The organism is Streptomyces sp. NPDC087859, assembly GCF_044742595.1.
GTDB classification, from domain to species: domain Bacteria; phylum Actinomycetota; class Actinomycetes; order Streptomycetales; family Streptomycetaceae; genus Streptomyces; species Streptomyces canus_F.
Map to the genome: position 1 here is coordinate 473,057 of NZ_JBIUUU010000008.1, position 17,688 is coordinate 490,744.

Genomic DNA, 17,688 nt, shown 5'->3' on the forward strand with positions numbered 1-17,688 from the left:
CGGGACAGTCAGGGAGCGAGGGCGCAGCGCAGGGGCCCCCGGCCCGCCTGCCCGGAATGCCGTTGTCAGTGCCCCGGGCTAGCCTCCGGACTACTGACTCTTCACCCCGTTCCGGGAGGGTTTCATGGGCTCGCGACTCAATCCGTACATCAGCTTCGACGGAGACGCCCGACAGGCGCTGGAGTTCTACAAGGAGGTCTTCGGCGGCACGCTCGCGCTCAACACCTACGGCGCTTTCGGCCAGCCGGACTCCCCCGAGGCCGACAAGATCATGCACGGCATGCTGGAGACCCCGAGCGGTTTCACCCTCATGGGCGCCGACTCCCCGCCCGGCATGGAACACAGCCCCGGCAGCAACTTCTCGGTGAGCCTCAGCGGCGACGACGACGCGGAGCTGCGCGGCTACTGGGAGAAGCTCTCGGCCGGCGGCTCGGTGGCCGTGCCGCTCGACAAGCAGATGTGGGGCGATGTGTTCGGCATGTGCACGGACCGCTTCGGCATCCCGTGGATGGTCAACATCACCGCGCCGCAGGGCTGAGCGAGGCCGGTCCGCCCGCCCTACTCCCGCGGGGCGGGCCCGCTGGTCCCCCTGATCACCAGCTTGGGATCCAGCACCGCCTCGCGCGGCTCCAGCTCCGGGCTCTCCAGACGCTCCACGGCGAACCGCACCGCGTACTCCGCCATCAGCACGGCGTCCTGGCGTACGGTCGTCAGCCCGATCGGCATGAGATGGGAGAGGTGGCTGTCGTCGTAGCCGACGACGGACATGTCGCGCGGAACCTCCACGCCGGCCCGCGTCAGCGCCATCAACAGGCCCATGGCACACCGGTCGTTGCCCGCGAGGACCGCCGTCGGCAGGAGCAGACCCCGGTCGCGCTCCGCCACCAGCAGCCTTCCTGCCTCGATGCCGGACTGCTCGGTGTGCTCACCCGGGACGACCCGCGCCTCCGCCTCCAGCCCGTGCCGGCGCATCGCCGCCCGATAGGAACGGCGCCGGTCGGCCGACCCGGGACCACGGCCGCCGTCGATGTGCACGATCCGCCGGTGGCCCTGCTCCACCAGGTGATCCATGGCCTGCCGTACGCCCTTGCCCTCCGCGCTGTGCACGAAGTCCACACGGGCCCGCGGCACCCTGCGGCTCACCGAGACGGTGGCCACACGCTGTCCGAGCTCGTCGAGATAGGCGGGCTCGGCATCGGGGCCCAGCAGGATCAGCGCCTCGCAGCGGTGGCCGAGCAGCGCCTCGACGGCCTTCTCCTCGCTGCGGCCCAGGGCGGTGGCGGAGAGCAGCACGTCGTAGCCGAGCCGTTCCGCCTCCGGGTAGATCCCCTCGATGAGATCCGTCTGGAAGGTCTGGCGCGCGGTGAACATCACGCCGATGGTGCGACTGTGCCCCCGGGCCAGCAACCGGGCCGCGCTGTCCGGCCGGTAGCCGATCTCGTCGGCCACCCGCAGCACCCGCTGCCGGGTTTCCTCGCTCGCCCCCGGCTGGTTGCGGAACACGATCGAGACCAGTGCCCGGGAGACGCCCGCCTTCGCGGCGACGTCCGCCATCGTGGGCCGCTGCCTGCCCGACGCATCCACCTGTGAACCCACCCTCCGACGGCGCCCACCCTAGTGGGCTCCCGGGAATTCTCCCGGCAACAAGCTATTGACATGACATTTGGACAGGGGTCATCGTACTCGCACTAGAGCGCGCTAGTAGAGCGCGACAGGAGGGGAGATCCAGCCGCGAAGCCTTCGAAGACTCCAGCGCACCGCCGGCTTCGGCTTCCCCACCTCCAGCTGACCTCTCCCCCGAAGGACAGACCATGGCAACGGCGCCGTCCCCGCTCCGCACCGTCGCGGGCAGCCTCTGCCTGGGCTCCGCCCCCCGACTCCTGGGGCGTCTGGTTCCCCGAGGACGAGCACCAGGTGTCGTACACCCGCTTCCTCGACGAACTGGCCGAGGCCGGGTACGAGTGGCTCGAGCTCGGTCCGTACGGCTACCTCCCCACCGATCCGCAGCGGCTCAAGGAGGAGCTGGACGTCCGCGGACTCAAGGTCTCCGGCGGCACCACGTTCGGTGCGCTGCACCGCCCCGAGGCCTGGGACGGCATGCTCGCGCCTCTTCGTCGTGGCGGGCGTCTTCTCGCTCGCCTTCGTGAAGCTCTGCGTCCCCGAGACCAAGGGACGCACCCTCGAAACCCTCGAAGCCGAACTCCGGGCGCGCTTCTCCTAGTTCAGGACCAGTGAGGAAACGATCATGACTGTACGTGTAGGTGTCGTCGGCGCCGGATGGATCGGCAAGGAGCACATCCGGCGTCTCACCGAGACCGTCACGGGCGCCCGCGTCACCGCGGTGACCGACATCGACGCCGCCCGCGCCGCGGAGGCGGCGGCACCGGTCGGCGCCCAGGTGCTGCCCGACGGCGCGGCCCTGATCGCTTCCGCGGAGGTGGACGCCGTCCTCGTGACCTCGTGGGGGCCCACCCACGCCGAGCACGTGCTCACCGCGATAGCCGCGGGCAAGCCGGTGTTCTGCGAGAAGCCCCTCGCGACCAGCGCCGAGGACTGTCTGCGGATCATCGAGGCGGAACAGGCCCACGGCCGCCGACTGGTCCAGGTCGGCTTCATGCGCCGCTACGACGTCGGCTACCGGCAGATGAAGCAGGTCATCGACTCGGGCCGCATCGGTGAGCCGCTGATCGTGCACTGCGCCCACCGCAATCCGACCGTGCCGGAGGCGTACACCTCCTCGATGGCCGCCCTGGACACGGCGGTGCACGAGGTGGACGTGCTGCGCTGGCTGCTCGAAGACGAGATCGTCTCGACCCAGGTGATCACACCGCGCGCCACGAGCAAGCGGTTCGCGCATCTCAAGGACCCGCAGATCATGCTCTTCGAGACCGCCAAGGGCGTACGCATCGATCTGGAGGTCTTCGTCAACTGCCGGTACGGATACGACATCCAGTGCGAGACCGTGGGCGAGGAGGGGCTGGTCCGGCTGCCCGACCCGGCGGCGGTCGGTCTGCGCAGTGCGGGCCTGCACAGCACGGAGGTGCCCATGGACTGGGTGGGCCGGTTCGCGGACGCCTTCGACACCGAGTTCCGCGAGTGGATCGCGGGCATCGCCGCCGGCCTGGAGCCCACCGGCCCCTCGGCATGGGACGGCTACGCGGCCACCGTCATCACCAGCGCGACCGTCGAGGCCCTGGAGTCGGGCCGTGTCGTCGCCACCGACCTCAAGCCCCGTCCCGCCTTCTACGGAGGTGCCGCGTGAAGATCGCCCTCGACCCGTACATGTTCCGCGCCCTGCCGATCGACGACATGGTGCGCACGGTCGCCGAACTCGGCTACGACTACATCGAGTTGTCGCCCCGTGACGACTTCATGCCGTTCTTCCTGCACCCGCGGGCCGACGACTCGCGGATCGCCGGGCTCAGGAACTCCCTGCGCACGCACGGCGTTCAGCTGTCCTCGGTCCTGCCGCTCTACACGTGGTCGTCACCGGACGAGAGCGAGCGTCAGGCGGCCGTCCGCTACTGGAAGCGGATGATCGAGATCACCGCCGATCTCGAATGCCCCCTGATGAACTCGGAGTTCAACGGCCGCCCCGAGCGCGCCGCGGAGAGCGAGGCGGCGTTCTGGCGCTCGATGGAGGAGCTGCTGCCGGTGTTCGAGCGGGAAGGCATCGCTCTGAACCTGGAGGCCCACCCGGACGACTTCTGCGAGGAGAACACCCCCGCGGTCGACCTGGTCCGCGCCCTCAACAAGCCCTGGGTGAACTACCTGTACTGCGCGCCGCACTCCTTCCATCTGTCAGGGGCCGATCCGACCGCCGACATCGCGGCGATGCTGCGCTACGCCGGCGACAAGCTCCGGCACGTGCACATCGCCGACTCCTTCAACCACAAGGGTTCCAGCGGACTTCGCTACATCCTCAACCCGCCCGGCACCACCGCCCGTATCCACCAGCACCTCGACATCGGTCAGGGCGAGGTCGACTGGGGCGCCTTCTTCGGCACCCTGCGCGACCTGGACTTCGACGGCGTCGCGACCGCCTGCGTCTTCGCCTGGGAGGAACGCGCCCACGAGTCCTCGGCGTTCATGCTCGACCGCATCACGAAGGAGCTCGCCTCCTAGGGAGGCGGCGCGCGGATGAGGCGATGCCGCGCGTGACGCTGTCCGACGGCCTTCACGGAATTGCCCGGCCTGCGGCATCGCATCGCCCGTGCTCCCATGGGCATCCGGATCCGCGGGCCCGGTAGCTGCCGGTACTGACGGGCGTCGGGGAACCGTGGGGCGTCGGGTTACGGACCTGGGCTGCCGAGCTGCGCGCGGTCGATCAGGCCCTCGGAATACACGGCTCGCCCGCTCGGACTCACCTCCCTCGACCGATGGCGGGGCCGCGAGGCCGAGCTCGCCGCGGATCCGGCGGCTTCCCCCCCGCCGGGGGCCTACGACGCCGATGTGGAACGCGGCGCCGCTTCCCCGTCACCGTTCTGGGTGGGCGAGGCGGTCGGCCTCGTCACCGAACCGCGTCCCGCGACCGCACGCGTATCCGCTCTGGCGGCCGAAGCCGAAGCGGCTCTGGCGAGGGCGGCGGGCCGCCGGCCCGTCCTGGTCGGTATGTACATGTCTCCCTTGAGGCAGCGCAGTGGTGTCACACGGCTGCGGAGCTGTGACGGCTCACCGGTGTTCATGAACCCACCCTGCGCCACGGCCGCCAGGACCGACCAGCCCTCTCCCGCTGGCAGGATCACCGATCCCAGGAGCAACACCACCACGCTCAGGGGGAATACGCCGACCGCCCACGCACCCACCCGAAGACCACCAACGAGCACACCGCCGCGAACGCACACCAGGTCGAGCCGAACTCCAGCCGCCACATCGCCCAGCACACCAGCGCACCCACCGCCGCCAGGACTCCGAAGCCGAACAGCCAACGGTCGCCGGAGAGCAGCAGGGCGCCGACCGTGGCGAGCAGATATCCCGCGATGAGCACTTCGGTGTGGGGCAGGCCGACGACGTAGCCGACGGTATGACCGCGGATCTCCGCGCGCACCGGCCGGGTGGCGATGGCGTACGCCATCACGACCGCGGTCACGACACCGCACACCACGGGAACCGCCAGCCGTCCCCACGCCTGCCGCGGTGCCGCGCACAGCACGGCCAGCGGCACCCACGCCGCCAGGAGGGGAAGGGCGATCACGGCCCATACGACCGTGGCCGGCCCGGTCCCGCCCTCGACCTGCCAGACGCGGGCCTCGACCAGCTGATGCGCACCGAGCAGCAACGGCACCGCCGCCATCGGGAGATCACCCACGCTGCGCACCCGCGCCACACAGGCCGCACCGACACAGGCGATCCCGGCACCGGCAACGACATCGGCCGTCGCACTCCAGCACATGGCACCACCATGGCAACGATCCGACACAGCCGCACACCGGAAACCGAAGCCGGACCCCATGCCCTTGCCCCGGCACGTCACCCCACCTAGCCTGACTTTGTGCCGCTAATAAACAAAACCCGAACGCACAACGACGTGCCGGGTGCCAAGGGGAACGCCCTCAGCCGCCTCCGCATCGTCCTGACCGCCTTCTTCGCCCTCGACGGCTTCATCTTCGCGGGCTGGGTCGTCCGCATCCCCGCCATCAAGGAGCAGACCCACGCCACCGCCAGTACCCTCGGCCTGGCGCTCCTCGGCGTCTCCGCCGGAGCCGTCATCACGATGACGCTCACCGGCCGCCTGTGCCGCCGCTACGGCAACCACCAGGTCACCGTCGCATGCGCCGTACTCCTCTCCCTCAGCGTGGCCCTGCCCCCGCTCACCCACTCCCCACTGACCCTCGGCGCCGTGCTGCTGATCTTCGGCAGTGCGTACGGCGGGATCAACGTCGCCTTCAACAGCGCCGCCGTCGACCTGGTCACCACTCTGAAGCGCCCCATCATGCCCAGCTTCCACGCGGCCTTCAGCCTCGGCGGCATGGTCGGCGCCGGCCTCGGCGGGGTGGTCGCCGCGCACCTCTCCCCCACCCGTCATCTGCTCGGCCTCACCGTCATCGGTCTGCTCGTGACGGCCGTGGCCGGACGCGCGCTGCTGCGGATCGAACCGCCCGTACCGCCCGAGCGGACGGAACCGCGAGCGGGCACCGTCCCGCGCCGGCCGGACCGGCGGACCCGCGGGCTGGTGGTCGTCTTCGGGCTGATCGCCCTCTGCACGGCGTACGGCGAGGGAGCCATGGCCGAATGGAGCGCGCTGCATCTCCGGGAGGACCTCCACACCTCTCCCGGTGTCGCCGCCGTCGGCTTCTCCTGCTTCGCCCTCACCATGACCGTCGGCCGGCTCACCGGCACGACGCTGCTGGAGCGCCTCGGCCGCACCCGCACCGTGATCGTCGGCGGATCCACCGCGGCGGCCGGCATGCTGCTCGGCGCGCTCGCCCCCGCACTGTGGGCGGCGCTCCTCGGTTTCGGCATCGCGGGACTCGGCCTCGCCAACCTCTTCCCCGTCGCCATCGAACGCGCTGGAACACTCGCCGGCCCCAGCGGCGTCGCCACCGCTTCCACGCTCGGCTACGGCGGCATGCTTCTGGGCCCGCCCGCCATCGGCTTCATGGCGGACTGGTTCTCCCTCCCCATCGCCCTCACCAGCGTGGCCGCCCTCGCCGCGACGGCAGCCGTCATCGGGTTCCTCACACGACGTCATGACTGAGGCCCGGGACCGCCGACCGGTTCCTCGCCTCAACTCCCCTGCGAATCAACCGGCTTGCCCGGCCCTCTCGCATGCTCCGCCGGGCGCCCCTTCGACCGCGCTTCATGCGGCACACTCACCCTCATGGAAACTGCCGAGTTCGTCCGCATCCTCGACCAGGAGGGCCAGTTGCTCGCCTCAGCCGCCGAGCAGGCCGGTACCGGCGCCAAGGTGCCGACCTGCCCGGAGTGGCAGGTGCGGGATCTGGTGCGGCACACAGGGGCGGTGCACCGCTGGGCGGGGGCGCTCGTCGCCGAGGCGGACCCCTCCCCTCGCCCCTTCCGAGGCGGGCCGGACCTCGACGGTGCCGAGCTCCTGGCGTGGTTCCGTGAGGGGCACCGTCGCCTGGTGGACACCCTTGCCTCCGCCGATCCGGACACGCGGTGCTGGCAGTTCATGCCGGCGCCCTCGCCGCTCGCGTTCTGGGCGCGCCGGCAGGCGCACGAGACCGCGGTGCACCGCTTCGACGCGGAGTCCGCGCGGGGCGGCACGCCGAGCGGCATCGCGCCGGAGTTCGCCGCCGACGGCATCGACGAGCTGCTGAGCGGATTCCACGCCCGCACCAGGAGCAGGGTGCGCAGCGAGCGGCCCCGGGTGCTGCGGGTGCGGGCGACGGACGCCGAGGGTGCCGTGTGGACCGTACGGCTGTCCCAGGAGCCGCCCGCGGCCGAGCGGACCGCGGAGGGGGACGCGGAGTGTGAAATCACCGGCCCCGCAGCGCAGTTGTACCTGTCGCTGTGGAATCGCGTGCCGTTCCCTGGCGTGAGCGGTGACGGCTCGCTCGCCGAGCTGTGGCGCACGACGTCCGGGATCTGAGGCCCGGCGGCCCGATCAGTCCGAGTCCAGCATCTTCGTCAGCACCGCACGCTGCACCGGGAGCACCTCTCCGTGCAGCGTGCGCCCCTTCGGCGTGAGCACCACCCGGACGCCTCGCCGGTCCTCCGAGCACATGCCGCGCTCGACCAGTCCGTCCTTCTCCAGCCGGGCGATCAGTCGCGACAGCGCGCTCTGGCTCAGATGGACCCGCTCGGAGATCTCCTGGACGCGGTAGGAGCAGTCGCCCCCTGTGGCGCGCCGCACGTCGGCGAGGACATCGAGCACCTCGAAGTCGCTGGCGCACAGGCCGTGCCGGTGGAGCGCACGGTCCAGTTCGCACTGGGTGCGCGCATGCAGCGCCAGGATGTCCCGCCACTGGTCCACGAGCGTCTGCTCGGCCTTCTTCGCCGCCATGGGCGCACGGTAGCAGAGAGGGGAAATTATTGCACCGTAATTAAATGCTCTTGCATTCAATGCATGCGCATGTAGTGTCTCCGGCATGACCTCTCCGCTCAACACCCCAACGTCCGAGGGACGTTGGACTCCCCGACTGTGGGGCACGCTGCTGGTGCTCTGCGCCGCGATGTTCCTGGACGCGCTCGATGTGTCGATGGTGGGCGTCGCACTGCCGTCCATCGGCGCCGACCTCGGTCTGTCGACCTCGACCCTGCAATGGATCGTCAGCGGCTACATCCTCGGGTACGGCGGCCTGCTGCTGCTCGGCGGTCGCGCCGCCGACCTGCTGGGCCGGCGCCAGGTGTTCCTCGTCGCCCTCGGCGTCTTCGCGGTCGCCTCCCTGCTCGGCGGGCTCGTCGACTCCGGGCCGCTGCTGATCGCCAGCCGGTTCATCAAGGGCCTGAGTGCCGCGTTCACCGCGCCCGCCGGCCTGTCCATCATCACCACGACCTTCGCCGAAGGCCCCCTCCGCAACCGCGCGTTGTCGATCTACACCACCTGCGGTGCCACCGGCTACTCGATGGGCCTGGTCTTCTCCGGCCTGCTCACGTAGGCCAGTTGGCGCTACACCATGCTGCTGCCCGCCCCCGTCGCGCTGATCGCCCTGATCGCGGGCCTGAAGCTGCTGCCGCGCAGCGCACGTGAACAGAGCACCGGCGGCTACGACATCCCGGGCGCCGTCCTCGGCACCACCTCGATGCTGCTGCTGGTGTACACCGTCGTCCAGGCGGCGGAGGCCGGCTGGGGTTCCGCCCGCACGATCCTGTCCTTCCTGGCCGTCGCCGTCCTGCTGACCGCCTTCGTGGCCGTCGAGCGGCGCAGCCCCAGCCCGCTGATCCGGCTCGGCGTCCTGCGCTCCGGCCCCCAGGTCCGCGCCCAGCTCGGCGCGTTGACGTTCCTCGGCAGCTACATCGGCTTCCAGTTCCTGGTCACCCTCTACATGCAGCAGGTGCTCGGCTGGTCGGCGCTGCACACCGCGCTGGCCTTCCTGCCGGCGGGCACACTGGTGGCGCTGTCCGCGACCAAGGTGGGCACGGTCATCGACCGGTTCGGCACGCCGCGGCTCATCGTGGCCGGCTTCGCGCTGATGGTCGTCGGCTATCTGCTGTTCCTGCGCATCGACCTCGACCCGGTCTACGCGTCGGTGATCCTGCCGACCATGCTGCTGGTCGGCGCCGCCTTCGCACTGACCTTCCCCTCGCTCAACGTCCAGGCCACCAACGGCGTCGACGAACACGAGCAGGGCATGGTCTCGGGTCTGCTCAACACCTCGGTCCAGGTGGGCGGCGCGCTCTTCCTGGCCGTGGTCACGGCGGTGCTGACGGCCAACGCCCCCGCGGAGAACGCCTCACCCCAGGCCGTCCTCGACAGCTACCTCCCCGGCCTGACGGTGGTCACCGGCGTAGCGGTCGCGGGCCTGCTGATCTCGCTGACCGGACTGCGGGTCCGGCCCCGTCGGAAGACCCTCGTGGTCGCCACGTCCACATCCCAGGAGGAGGCGGAGCGCGTGTCCGTGCGCGACTGAGAGGGGACGCCTCCCCTGTCGTGCGCCCGGCGGAGTGCTTGCTCCGTCGGGTGCACGGCTGTGACACTCGTCGTATGACCGGGTACGGGGGACGACGGGATCAGGCCGCGCGGGACGCGATCACCGTCGAGATCGGATACGCGCTGTTCAGCGCGGCGTTCGCGGCGGCGGTCGTCTTCGGGGCGCTCGCGGGCCCCGCGCTGCTCTTCGAGCTTCCGCAGACGATGGAGAAGCTCCTGACGCACGTGGCCCTCGCGCTGGCGCCGGTGCTGTTCGTGGCCCGGGTCCTCAGTGTGCTGCTGCGCTTCCGGCCCGAGGACGGCGCGGCTCAGCCCAGCCAGCCCGGCCGCACCAACCCCGACTCGTAGGCCAGCACCACGAGTTGGGCCCGGTCACGGGCTCCCAGCTTCACCATCGTGCGGCTGACGTGGGTCTTCGCGGTGAGCGGGCTGACCACCAGGCGCCGGGCGATCTCCTCGTTGGACAGGCCGATGCCGACCAGGGCCATCACCTCCCGCTCCCGCTCGGTGAGCCGGGCCAGCGCGTCGGCCGTCGCGGGCTCCTTGGAACGGGCCGCGAACTCGGCGATGAGCCGCCGGGTCACCCCCGGCGAGAGCAGCGCGTCCCCCTCCACCACCGCCCTGACCGCGCGCAGGAGTTCCTCCGGTTCGGTGTCCTTGACCAGGAACCCGGAGGCGCCCGAGCGGATCGCCTCGAAGACGTACTCGTCGAGTTCGAAGGTGGTGAGCATGACCACCCTGACATCCGGCAGCCGCTCGTCGTCGGTGATCCGGCGGGTCGCGGCGAGACCGTCGAGCACCGGCATCCGGATGTCCATCAGGACGACGTCCGGGCGCAGTTCGCGCACCAGACGCACCGCCTCCTCGCCGTCGGAGGCCTCGCCCGCCACCTCGATGTCCGGCTGCGCGTCGAGCAGTGCCCGGAATCCGGCCCGGACAAGGGACTGGTCGTCGGCGAGCAGTACGCGGATCACCGGTTCTCCTTCACTGTCAGGGGCAGTACGGCGAGCACCCGGAAGCCTCCGTCGGGACGCGGACCGGCCTCGATCGTGCCACCCAGGGCCGCGGCCCGCTCCCGCATTCCGGCCAGCCCGTTGCCGCTGCCGCCCGCGTCGGCGCCGGTCGCGGGCCCGTCGTCGTCGATACGCAGCCGTAGCGTCGTCCCGTCGTCATGAGCGAGGTGCACGCGCGCGTGCCGCGATCCCGAATGCCGTACGACATTGGTGAGCGCCTCCTGGACGATACGGAACGCGGCGAGATCCGTTCCCGGGGCGAGCTTCGGGGCCTCCCCCTCGATCTCCACCGTCAGTCCCGCGCTCGCCGCCTGCTCCACCAGCTCCGGCAGCCGGTCGAGCCCGGGGGCCGGCGCGCGGGGCGCGTCCCCGGGGGTGCGCAGGGTGTCGAGCACTTGGCGGACCTCGCCGAGCGCCTCCTTGCTGGCGGCCTTGATGGTGGTGAGCGCCGTGCGTGCCTGCTCGGGGTCGCTGTCGAGGAGGGCGAGGCCGACGCCGGCCTGCACATTGATCACCGAGATGCTGTGCGCGAGGACGTCGTGCAGCTCGCGGGCCATCCGCAGCCGCTCCTCGTCGGCCCGCCGCCGCGCCGCCTGCGCCTGCTCGACCCGCTCCCGCGCCCACTGCTCGCGACGGGTCCTGGCCAGCTCCGCCAGCGCCACGATGGCGACACCCCAGGCGGCCACCACCCCCTCCGAACCCCAGGAGGCCGCGTCGTCCCCGGACGGCGGCAGCCACTGGTAGAGCCAGTGGGCCACCAGGACATGCCCGGCCCAGAGCAGACCGAGTGCCGTCCAGGCGGCCTTGCGGTGACCCGCGACGATGGCGCTGAAACAGCCCAGGGCGAAGGTCACGAAGACCGGTCCGTAGGGGTATCCGGCGCCCAGGTAGAGCATCGTGGCGGCCGCCGTGCCGAACACCACGACCACCGGGTACCGCCGGCGCCACAGCAGCAGTCCGGCCGCCACGACGAGCAGCACGCGTGCGAAGGTGTCGAGCGGGGCGCGCTCCATCTGCTGCTCGGCGGCGAAGCGGGATCCGCCCAGCACGAAGACCGTGATCAGCAGGGTGGACAGCCAGGGATACCGGGAAGCGAGCTCCGCCTCGTCCCGGCGGTGCCACCACGGTGGCCCGTGCCGCCACCACAGACCTCCGGATACCCGCTGCTCGTCCATGTCCGCCACGCTAGACGCCGCCCGCCGCCCGGGACGTCAGCCGGGCGAGGTCATCACCCGTACTCCCCGCGAAGTACGTCGCCCTCCCTGACCCGCAGCCGGCGCAGCCGCTTCGGCGCCCACCAGTTCGCCCGCCCCGCGAGCCGCATCGTCACCGGCAGCAGGACGACCCGGATGAGGGTGGCGTCGACGAGGATCGTCAGGGCCGTCCCGACGCCGAGTTCCTTGAGGAAGACGACGCCTCCGGTGGCGTACGACAGGAAGGACAGCGCGAGGATCCCGGCCGCGGCGGTGATCAGCGGCGCGCTGCGCCGGATGCCCTCGCCGACGGCGAGCCCGGTGTCGCCGGTCCGCTCGTGCTCCTCCTTGATACGGGCCAGCAGGAACACCTCGTAGTCCATGGAGAGCCCGTACGCCACGCAGAACATCAGCACCGGGATGCTCGGCTCGATCGAGCCGGTCGGGGTGAAGCCGAGCAGCCCGGACAGGTGTCCGTCCTGGAAGACCCAGACCAGACAGCCGAACATCACCGACAGGCTGAGCAGGTTGAGCACGGTCGCCTTCAGCGGCAGCAGCACGCTGCCGGTCATCAGGAACAGGATCACGTACGTCGCCACCAGGACCAGGCCCACGGCGAGCGGCAGCCGGTCGAGGAGGGTGGCGCGGAAGTCGGTGGTCTCGCCCGGGTAGCCCCCGACGAGGGCGGGGGCCGGGGCGGCGGTGTTCCGGATGCGTTCGACGAGGGCGGGGACGTTCCCGTACATCGCCTCCTGTGTGGGTACGACGGCCAGGCGCGCGCGTCCGTCGGGTGCCGTCAGCCGGTCCTGGCCGGGTGCTCCGGTGCGCCGGCCGTCCCGGTAGGCGCCGTCGGGGGCGTCGACCTGGTGCACGCCGGGGATACGGGAGAGCCGGGCGGCGTACGCGCGCGTGTCGGCGGGTGCGGTCAGGACGACCTGGACGGTGTCGGTGGGTTCGGCGGCGAACTCGCGGTGGACGATCTCGGAGGTGGTGCGCGAGGACGTGCCCGCGGGGAGGGTGCGCTCGTCGGGGAGGCCGAAACGCAGGCCGAGCAGGGGTGCGGCGGCGACGAGCAGGACCGTGAGGACTCCGGCACCGGCGAGCAGCGGGCGGCGCATGGCCGCCAGGGCGGTGCGGTGCCAGAAACCGGAGGCCGGTGCGGCGGGCCGTTCCACGCGGTGACCCCACAGGGCGAGGGCGGCCGGCAGGACGAGCACGGCCCCGGCGACCGCGCAGAGCACGACGAGGACACCGGCGTAGGCGAACGAGCTCAGGAAGAAGAACGGGAACACCAGCAGCGCGCACAGCGACACGGCGACGGTGATCCCGCTGAAGACGACCGTGCGGCCGGCGGCGACGGTCGCCGCGAGGACGGCCGCCTCCCGGTCGCGGCCCGCGCCGCGCTCCTCGCGGTAGCGGTGGATGACGAACAGGCCGTAGTCGACGCCCAGTCCGAGGCCGAGCACGAGAGCCAGGTTCGCGGCGAACGTCGACACCTGCGTGAACTGCGCCAGCAGGCGCAGACCCGCGAGCGCGCCGAGGACGGACAACAGACCGACGCCCACGGTCAGCAGTGCGGCCACGGTGCGCCGGTAGACCAGGATCAGCAGCACCGCCACGACCGGCAGGGCGAAAGCCTCCGCCCGCAGGAAGTCGGCGCGGGCCTCCTCACCGACCTGCCGGGAGGTCTCCTCCTGCCCGCCGACGCGGACGTCGAGTTCGGGGGTGGTGCGGGTCAACCGGGGTGAGAGGGCTGCCAGTTCCGCGCGGATCTCCGTCGCGTCGCCCGCCAGGTGAACGAGGATCAGGGCGCGCCGCCGGTCCTCGCCGCGCAGCGCGGAGCTGTCGGCGTCCCAGTAGGAGGTCACGTCCATGACCAGTGGCAACTCCGCGACCTCCGTGAGGAGTTCCCGTGCGGCCCGTTCGGTGCGCGTGCTGTCCACGTCACCGTCGCGTGCCGTGACCAGGAGCGCGAGATCGGGGTTCCCGGTGCGGAAGTCGTCACGCAACAGGTCCCCGGCACGCACCGACTCGGTGCCGGGCGCGCTCCACCGCGACAGGTCGAGATCCTGCTGGGCTCCGGCACCGTAGGCGGTGAGACCGAGCAGGACGAGAAGTGCGCCGGTCAGCACGGCGCGACTGCGCCGCACCGCCAGACGGCCGAGCCGGGTGAGCATGGGGCAGCCCTTCCAGGGGAGTTCGGGATCGAGTGACGCGCTCACCGTCCGCCCGCTCGCTGGAAGGGCCGCTGGAAGATCCGCTGGAAGACGGCGAAGGGGTAGCTTTGCCCCTGGTCGACGACGGGTACGGGAGAGCTGCGGTGGACATCGTTCGGATCATGGAGGCGTTGGCCGAACAGGGGGTCACGGTCCTGTTCAAGGCCGATGCCGAACGGATGCGCGACGGCGTCAAGCCGTGGACGTTCGTCGCGAACGGAACCCCGTTCCACGAGGACCTGCTCGTGCGCACGGACGCCGTCTCCGTCGAGTCCTGCCTGAAGATCTGCCTGCCTCAGCTGCGCGCGCGGGGTCTGGTCATCCCGGAATGAGGCCCGGGCGGCGTTAGGCTCGACGCATGGGTGAGGGGACTGCCGGGACCGTGCGCTTCGAACTGCTGGGCCCGCTACGGGCGTTGTGCGACGGCGCCGAGATCCCGCTGGGCCCGCCGAAGCAGCGCGCGGTTCTCGCCGTGCTGTTGCTCCAGGAGGGGCGGTCCCTGTCGTACGACGGGCTGGTCGAGGCGGTGTGGGGCGGGGCGCCGCCGGTGCATGTGCGCAACCTCGTGCAGAAGTACGTCTCCGGGCTGCGCCGCGCGCTCGGGGACGGTGTGCTGCTGGAGTGGACCGGCACGGGGTACCGGCTGACCGGCACCGTCATCGGCGACCTGGCCGAACGGCGGCTCCTGGTGGACGAGGCGCTCACCGCGCGGGACACCGGTGACGTGCGGGGGGCGGTCGAACTGGCCCGCCGGGCCGAGGAGTTGTGGCGCGGCGACTTCGCGGAGGGCCTGCGGGCACCCTGGCTGGCGGCGGAGCGGCTGCGCTGGGCCGAGAAGCGGCTCACCGTCCTGGAGGCACGGCTGGAGGGCGAGATCGCGCTCGGCCGTTCCTTCGAGTACGTCCACGAGCTGGTCCGCCTCGTGGCGACGTACCCGTTGCGCGAGCGACTGGCCGAGCTGCTGATGCTGGCCCTGTGCCGTCTCGGCCGCCCCTCCGACGCGCTCAGCGCCTACGAGGGGGCCCGGCAGCGGCTCGCGGAGGCGATGGGGGCGGACCCGGGACCGGCGTTGCGGTCCCTGCATGCGCGGGTGCTGCGTCAGGACCCGGAGCTGCTGCCCTCGCCCTCACCCGCCGTACCGGTCGGCTGAGTCACCAGCCCCACCCCGTGGGCGAGTCGCGTCGCGGCCTGCCGGAAGAACGTGTCGCGGTCCTCGACGACCCGGTGGAACTGCCCGAACAGCTCGAAGCCCACCAGTCCGAACAGCTGGGCCCAGGCCGCGACGAGCGCCGCCACCGACCCGGGCGGCAGGTCCGGGGCGAGGTCGGCGGCCATCCGCTCGGCTTCGGGGCGCAGTTCGGCGGAGAGCGGGGACTCGGTCAGGGTGGCCCCCCGGTGAGCGTCGCGCACGATGCCGATGAGGACGAGGCCGACGCGGGAGGCGGCCGGGACGGTGGTGTCGGGCGCGGTGTAGCCGGGCACCGGTGAGCCGTAGATCAGCGCGTACTCGTGCGGATGCCGCAGTCCCCAGCCGCGGACCGCCTCGCACACCGCGGTCCACCGCTCGGCCGGCCCGGTGGCCGCGGCTTTTTCGTGCGCCGCCTCCGCACTCTCGCCGAGGGAGTTGTAGGCGTCGATGATGAGGTCGGTGAGCAGGTCGTCACGGCTCGGGAAGTACCGGTAGAGCGCGGACGAGACCATGCCGAGTTCGCGTGCGATGGCCCGCAGCGAGAGCTTCGCGGCGCCGTCGGCGGCGAGCTGTCTGCGCGCCGCGTCCTTGATGGCCGCGGTGACTTCGATCCTGGCCCGGGCACGGGCGCCGTGTGCGGTGCTCATGGGGGCCAGTGTCCCACGAACACAGAGCAGTGCACACAAACGAGAGCACCGAACAAAAAAGAGAGCACTGCTCTTGCTTTGGAGCACTGTTCTGACGCAGACTGAGGACACAGCGAGAGCACCGCTCTCCATCCGATGGGGGTCACCATGTCGCAGCCGTACTACCTCAAGGGCAGCCCGCTCAACGTCCGCTTCAACAGCGTCTTCGGCTGGCTGGCCCGGCACGGCCTCAGCCTGGCGGGAATGGCGGAGATGTCGGTGCGCGGCCGCAAGAGCGGCAAGATGCAGCGCATCCCGGTCAACCCGCACACGTACGAGGGCGAGCAGTACCTGGTCTCGGCCCGCGGCCACTCCCAGTGGGTGCGCAACATGCGGGTGGCCGGCGGCGGGGAGCTGCGGGTCGGCCGCAAGGTCCGCGAGTTCACCGCGGTGGAGCTGCCCGACACGGAGAAGCTCCCGATCCTGCGGACCTACCTGGAGAAGTGGGGCTGGGAGGTCAACCAGTACTTCCAGGGGGTCACCGCGAAGTCCTCCGACGAGGAGATCGTCGCGGCGGCCCAGGACCACCCCGTCTTCCGGATCACCGTCAGGAAGTGACCTCGTCGCCGTCCGCCACCTGCCGACGGTCCAGCGTGGCCAGAAGACGCTGGGCCATGGGACGGCCGCGGACGAGCTCACCGAGCGTCGTGGACCCGCGGGTGATCTCCATGAACGCCCTCCAGGCCGGCCGGAACCCGGTCAGCGCCGCGTGGAAGACGCCGGGGCGGCGCTCGAACGCCATCAGCAGCCGCTTGCCGACGCTCATCTCCACGCCCAGCCCCGCCTTGATGGCGAACGCGTAGTTGAGGGCCTGACGCCGGGTGTCCACGGCGTCGTGCGCCTCGGCGATCCGCACCGCCCACTCCCCCGCGAGCCGCCCCGAACGCAGCGCGAACGAGATGCCCTCGCGCGTCCACGGCTCCAGGAGTCCCGCCGCGTCCCCGCACACCAGCACCCGGCCGCGGGACAGCGGCGAGTCGTCGGCCCGGCAGCGCGTCAGGTGACCGGAGGAGATGCTCGGCTCGAACCCGGCGAGCCCGAGCCGCCCGATGAACTCCTCCAAGTACCGCTTGGTCGCGGCCCCTTCACCGCGCGCCGAGATCACCCCGACCGTGAGGGTGTCGCCCTTGGGGAAGACCCAGCCGTAACTGCCGGGCATCGGCCCCCAGTCGATGAGCACCCGCCCCTGCCAGTCCTCGGCGACGGTCTCCGGCACCGGGATCTCCGCCTCGAGGCCCAGATCCACCTGGTCGAGCTTCACCCCGACATGTGCTCCTATACGGCTGGCGCTGCCGTCCGCGCCCACGACCGCCCGCGCGAGCACCGTCTCGCCGCCCTGCAGGACCACGGCGACGGTACGCCGGTCCGGCACCGACGTGCCGTGCTGCTCGACCCGCTGGACGGCGACGCCCGTGCGCAGCTCGGCGCCGGCCTTCTGCGCGTGCTCGACGAGCTGGTGGTCGAACTCGGGCCGGTTGATCAGCCCGAACAGCATCTGCTTGGAGCGGCGCGTCCGGGTGAAGCGGCCGTTGTGGGAGAAGGTCACCGCGTGCACCCGGTCCCGCAGCGGCAGCTCGAAGCCGGGCGGCAGGGAGTCGCGCGAGGGACCGATGATGCCGCCGCCGCATGTCTTGTAGCGGGGCAGTTCCGCCTTCTCCAGCAACAACACACGCCGGCCGGCCACCGCTGCCGCGTACGCGGCCGAGGCCCCTGCCGGCCCCGCACCCACCACGACGACGTCCCACACCTGCTGCGCGTCGTCCGCCGAAGAGTTCTCGCTGGTCACGATGGTCTACTGCTCCGATCAAGCCCGTTGCCGCACCTGCCCCCCGCATCCT

General features: G+C 71.4%; 17 protein-coding genes and 2 pseudogenes. 11 read left to right on the top strand and 8 right to left on the bottom strand.

All coding sequences use genetic code 11. The features are described 5' to 3' along the window. The first annotated feature begins 124 nt into the window (after positions 1-124). Positions 125-538 carry a VOC family protein gene (locus ACIOHP_RS22295; RefSeq protein WP_401889974.1) on the top strand — a complete coding sequence of 138 codons (414 nt, stop codon included), beginning with the start codon at positions 125-127 and terminating at the stop codon, positions 536-538. Between the two features lie 20 nt (positions 539-558). Here ACIOHP_RS22295 and ACIOHP_RS22300 read toward each other — a convergent pair whose 3' ends face one another. Beyond that, on the bottom strand, positions 559-1,554 hold the full coding sequence (locus ACIOHP_RS22300) for a LacI family DNA-binding transcriptional regulator (protein WP_401889976.1): 996 nt from the start codon (positions 1,552-1,554) through the stop codon (positions 559-561). 257 nt (positions 1,555-1,811) lie between these two features. On the opposite strand from ACIOHP_RS22300, the pseudogene ACIOHP_RS22305 reads away from it, so the two are divergent. From ACIOHP_RS22305 to ACIOHP_RS22315, 3 genes and pseudogenes are all read left to right on the top strand, one after another. Further along, positions 1,812-2,136 (top strand): annotated as a pseudogene (locus ACIOHP_RS22305) (2-keto-myo-inositol dehydratase); the annotation flags it as partial. A 109-nt stretch (positions 2,137-2,245) separates the two neighbouring features. Beyond that, entirely contained in the window at positions 2,246-3,262 is a 1,017-nt protein-coding gene (locus ACIOHP_RS22310) for a Gfo/Idh/MocA family oxidoreductase (protein WP_401889979.1), read from the top strand. Further along, positions 3,259-4,125, top strand: coding sequence for a sugar phosphate isomerase/epimerase family protein (locus ACIOHP_RS22315; RefSeq protein ID WP_401889982.1), 867 nt, complete (start codon positions 3,259-3,261; stop codon positions 4,123-4,125). Before ACIOHP_RS22310 ends, ACIOHP_RS22315 begins: the two co-directional genes overlap by 4 nt. A gap of 646 nt (positions 4,126-4,771) precedes the next feature. Here the strand turns inward: ACIOHP_RS22315 and ACIOHP_RS22320 are convergent. Continuing rightward, on the bottom strand, positions 4,772-5,392 hold the full coding sequence (locus ACIOHP_RS22320) for a DUF6629 family protein (protein ID WP_401889985.1): 621 nt from the start codon (positions 5,390-5,392) through the stop codon (positions 4,772-4,774). Between the two features lie 99 nt (positions 5,393-5,491). Between ACIOHP_RS22320 and ACIOHP_RS22325 the strand changes: the two genes are divergently transcribed. Further along, positions 5,492-6,697 carry an MFS transporter gene (locus ACIOHP_RS22325; RefSeq protein ID WP_401889987.1) on the top strand — a complete coding sequence of 402 codons (1,206 nt, stop codon included), beginning with the start codon at positions 5,492-5,494 and terminating at the stop codon, positions 6,695-6,697. Positions 6,698-6,820: 123 nt separating this feature from the next. Next, entirely contained in the window at positions 6,821-7,552 is a 732-nt protein-coding gene (locus ACIOHP_RS22330; RefSeq protein ID WP_401889990.1) for a maleylpyruvate isomerase family mycothiol-dependent enzyme, read from the top strand. A 15-nt stretch (positions 7,553-7,567) separates the two neighbouring features. Here ACIOHP_RS22330 and ACIOHP_RS22335 read toward each other — a convergent pair whose 3' ends face one another. Next, positions 7,568-7,966 carry a MarR family transcriptional regulator gene (locus ACIOHP_RS22335; RefSeq protein ID WP_361492367.1) on the bottom strand — a complete coding sequence of 133 codons (399 nt, stop codon included), beginning with the start codon at positions 7,964-7,966 and terminating at the stop codon, positions 7,568-7,570. An 85-nt stretch (positions 7,967-8,051) separates the two neighbouring features. Here ACIOHP_RS22335 and ACIOHP_RS22340 point away from each other — a divergent pair. Further along, positions 8,052-9,533: pseudogene (locus tag ACIOHP_RS22340) on the top strand (MFS transporter). Between the two features lie 74 nt (positions 9,534-9,607). Then, a complete protein-coding gene (locus tag ACIOHP_RS22345) occupies positions 9,608-9,901 on the top strand; it encodes a DUF6332 family protein (protein ID WP_361557295.1) in 294 nt (97 codons plus the stop codon). Here ACIOHP_RS22345 and ACIOHP_RS22350 read toward each other — a convergent pair. From ACIOHP_RS22350 to ACIOHP_RS22360, 3 genes are read right to left on the bottom strand one after another with little or no spacing between them, the layout of a single operon-like run. Then, positions 9,862-10,527, bottom strand: coding sequence for a response regulator transcription factor (locus tag ACIOHP_RS22350; RefSeq protein WP_361492372.1), 666 nt, complete (start codon positions 10,525-10,527; stop codon positions 9,862-9,864). The two genes, ACIOHP_RS22345 and ACIOHP_RS22350, sit on opposite strands and share 40 nt — an antisense overlap. Then, on the bottom strand, positions 10,524-11,741 hold the full coding sequence (locus tag ACIOHP_RS22355) for a histidine kinase (RefSeq protein WP_401889995.1): 1,218 nt from the start codon (positions 11,739-11,741) through the stop codon (positions 10,524-10,526). Before ACIOHP_RS22355 ends, ACIOHP_RS22350 begins: the two co-directional genes overlap by 4 nt. 53 nt (positions 11,742-11,794) lie before the next feature. Beyond that, on the bottom strand, positions 11,795-13,981 hold the full coding sequence (locus tag ACIOHP_RS22360; RefSeq protein WP_401889998.1) for an MMPL family transporter: 2,187 nt from the start codon (positions 13,979-13,981) through the stop codon (positions 11,795-11,797). Between the two features lie 98 nt (positions 13,982-14,079). Between ACIOHP_RS22360 and ACIOHP_RS22365 the strand changes: the two genes are divergently transcribed. After that, positions 14,080-14,307 (top strand): hypothetical protein, encoded by a 228-nt coding sequence (locus ACIOHP_RS22365; protein ID WP_401890000.1) that lies wholly within the window; start codon positions 14,080-14,082, stop codon positions 14,305-14,307. A 26-nt stretch (positions 14,308-14,333) separates the two neighbouring features. Next, complete coding sequence (locus ACIOHP_RS22370; protein ID WP_401890002.1) at positions 14,334-15,125, top strand: BTAD domain-containing putative transcriptional regulator; 792 nt, start codon at positions 14,334-14,336, stop codon at positions 15,123-15,125. Here ACIOHP_RS22370 and ACIOHP_RS22375 read toward each other — a convergent pair. Then, on the bottom strand, positions 15,074-15,811 hold the full coding sequence (locus tag ACIOHP_RS22375) for a TetR/AcrR family transcriptional regulator (RefSeq protein WP_401890005.1): 738 nt from the start codon (positions 15,809-15,811) through the stop codon (positions 15,074-15,076). The two genes, ACIOHP_RS22370 and ACIOHP_RS22375, sit on opposite strands and share 52 nt — an antisense overlap. A 147-nt stretch (positions 15,812-15,958) precedes the next feature. On the opposite strand from ACIOHP_RS22375, the gene ACIOHP_RS22380 reads away from it, so the two are divergent. Then, the gene (locus tag ACIOHP_RS22380) at positions 15,959-16,408 is read left to right on the top strand and encodes a nitroreductase/quinone reductase family protein (RefSeq protein ID WP_351684513.1); all 450 of its coding nucleotides are present in this window, start codon (positions 15,959-15,961) and stop codon (positions 16,406-16,408) included. On the opposite strand, the gene ACIOHP_RS22385 is transcribed toward ACIOHP_RS22380, so the two are convergent. Beyond that, entirely contained in the window at positions 16,398-17,636 is a 1,239-nt protein-coding gene (locus ACIOHP_RS22385) for a geranylgeranyl reductase family protein (protein ID WP_401890008.1), read from the bottom strand. The two genes, ACIOHP_RS22380 and ACIOHP_RS22385, sit on opposite strands and share 11 nt — an antisense overlap. Positions 17,637-17,688 lie beyond the last annotated feature (52 nt).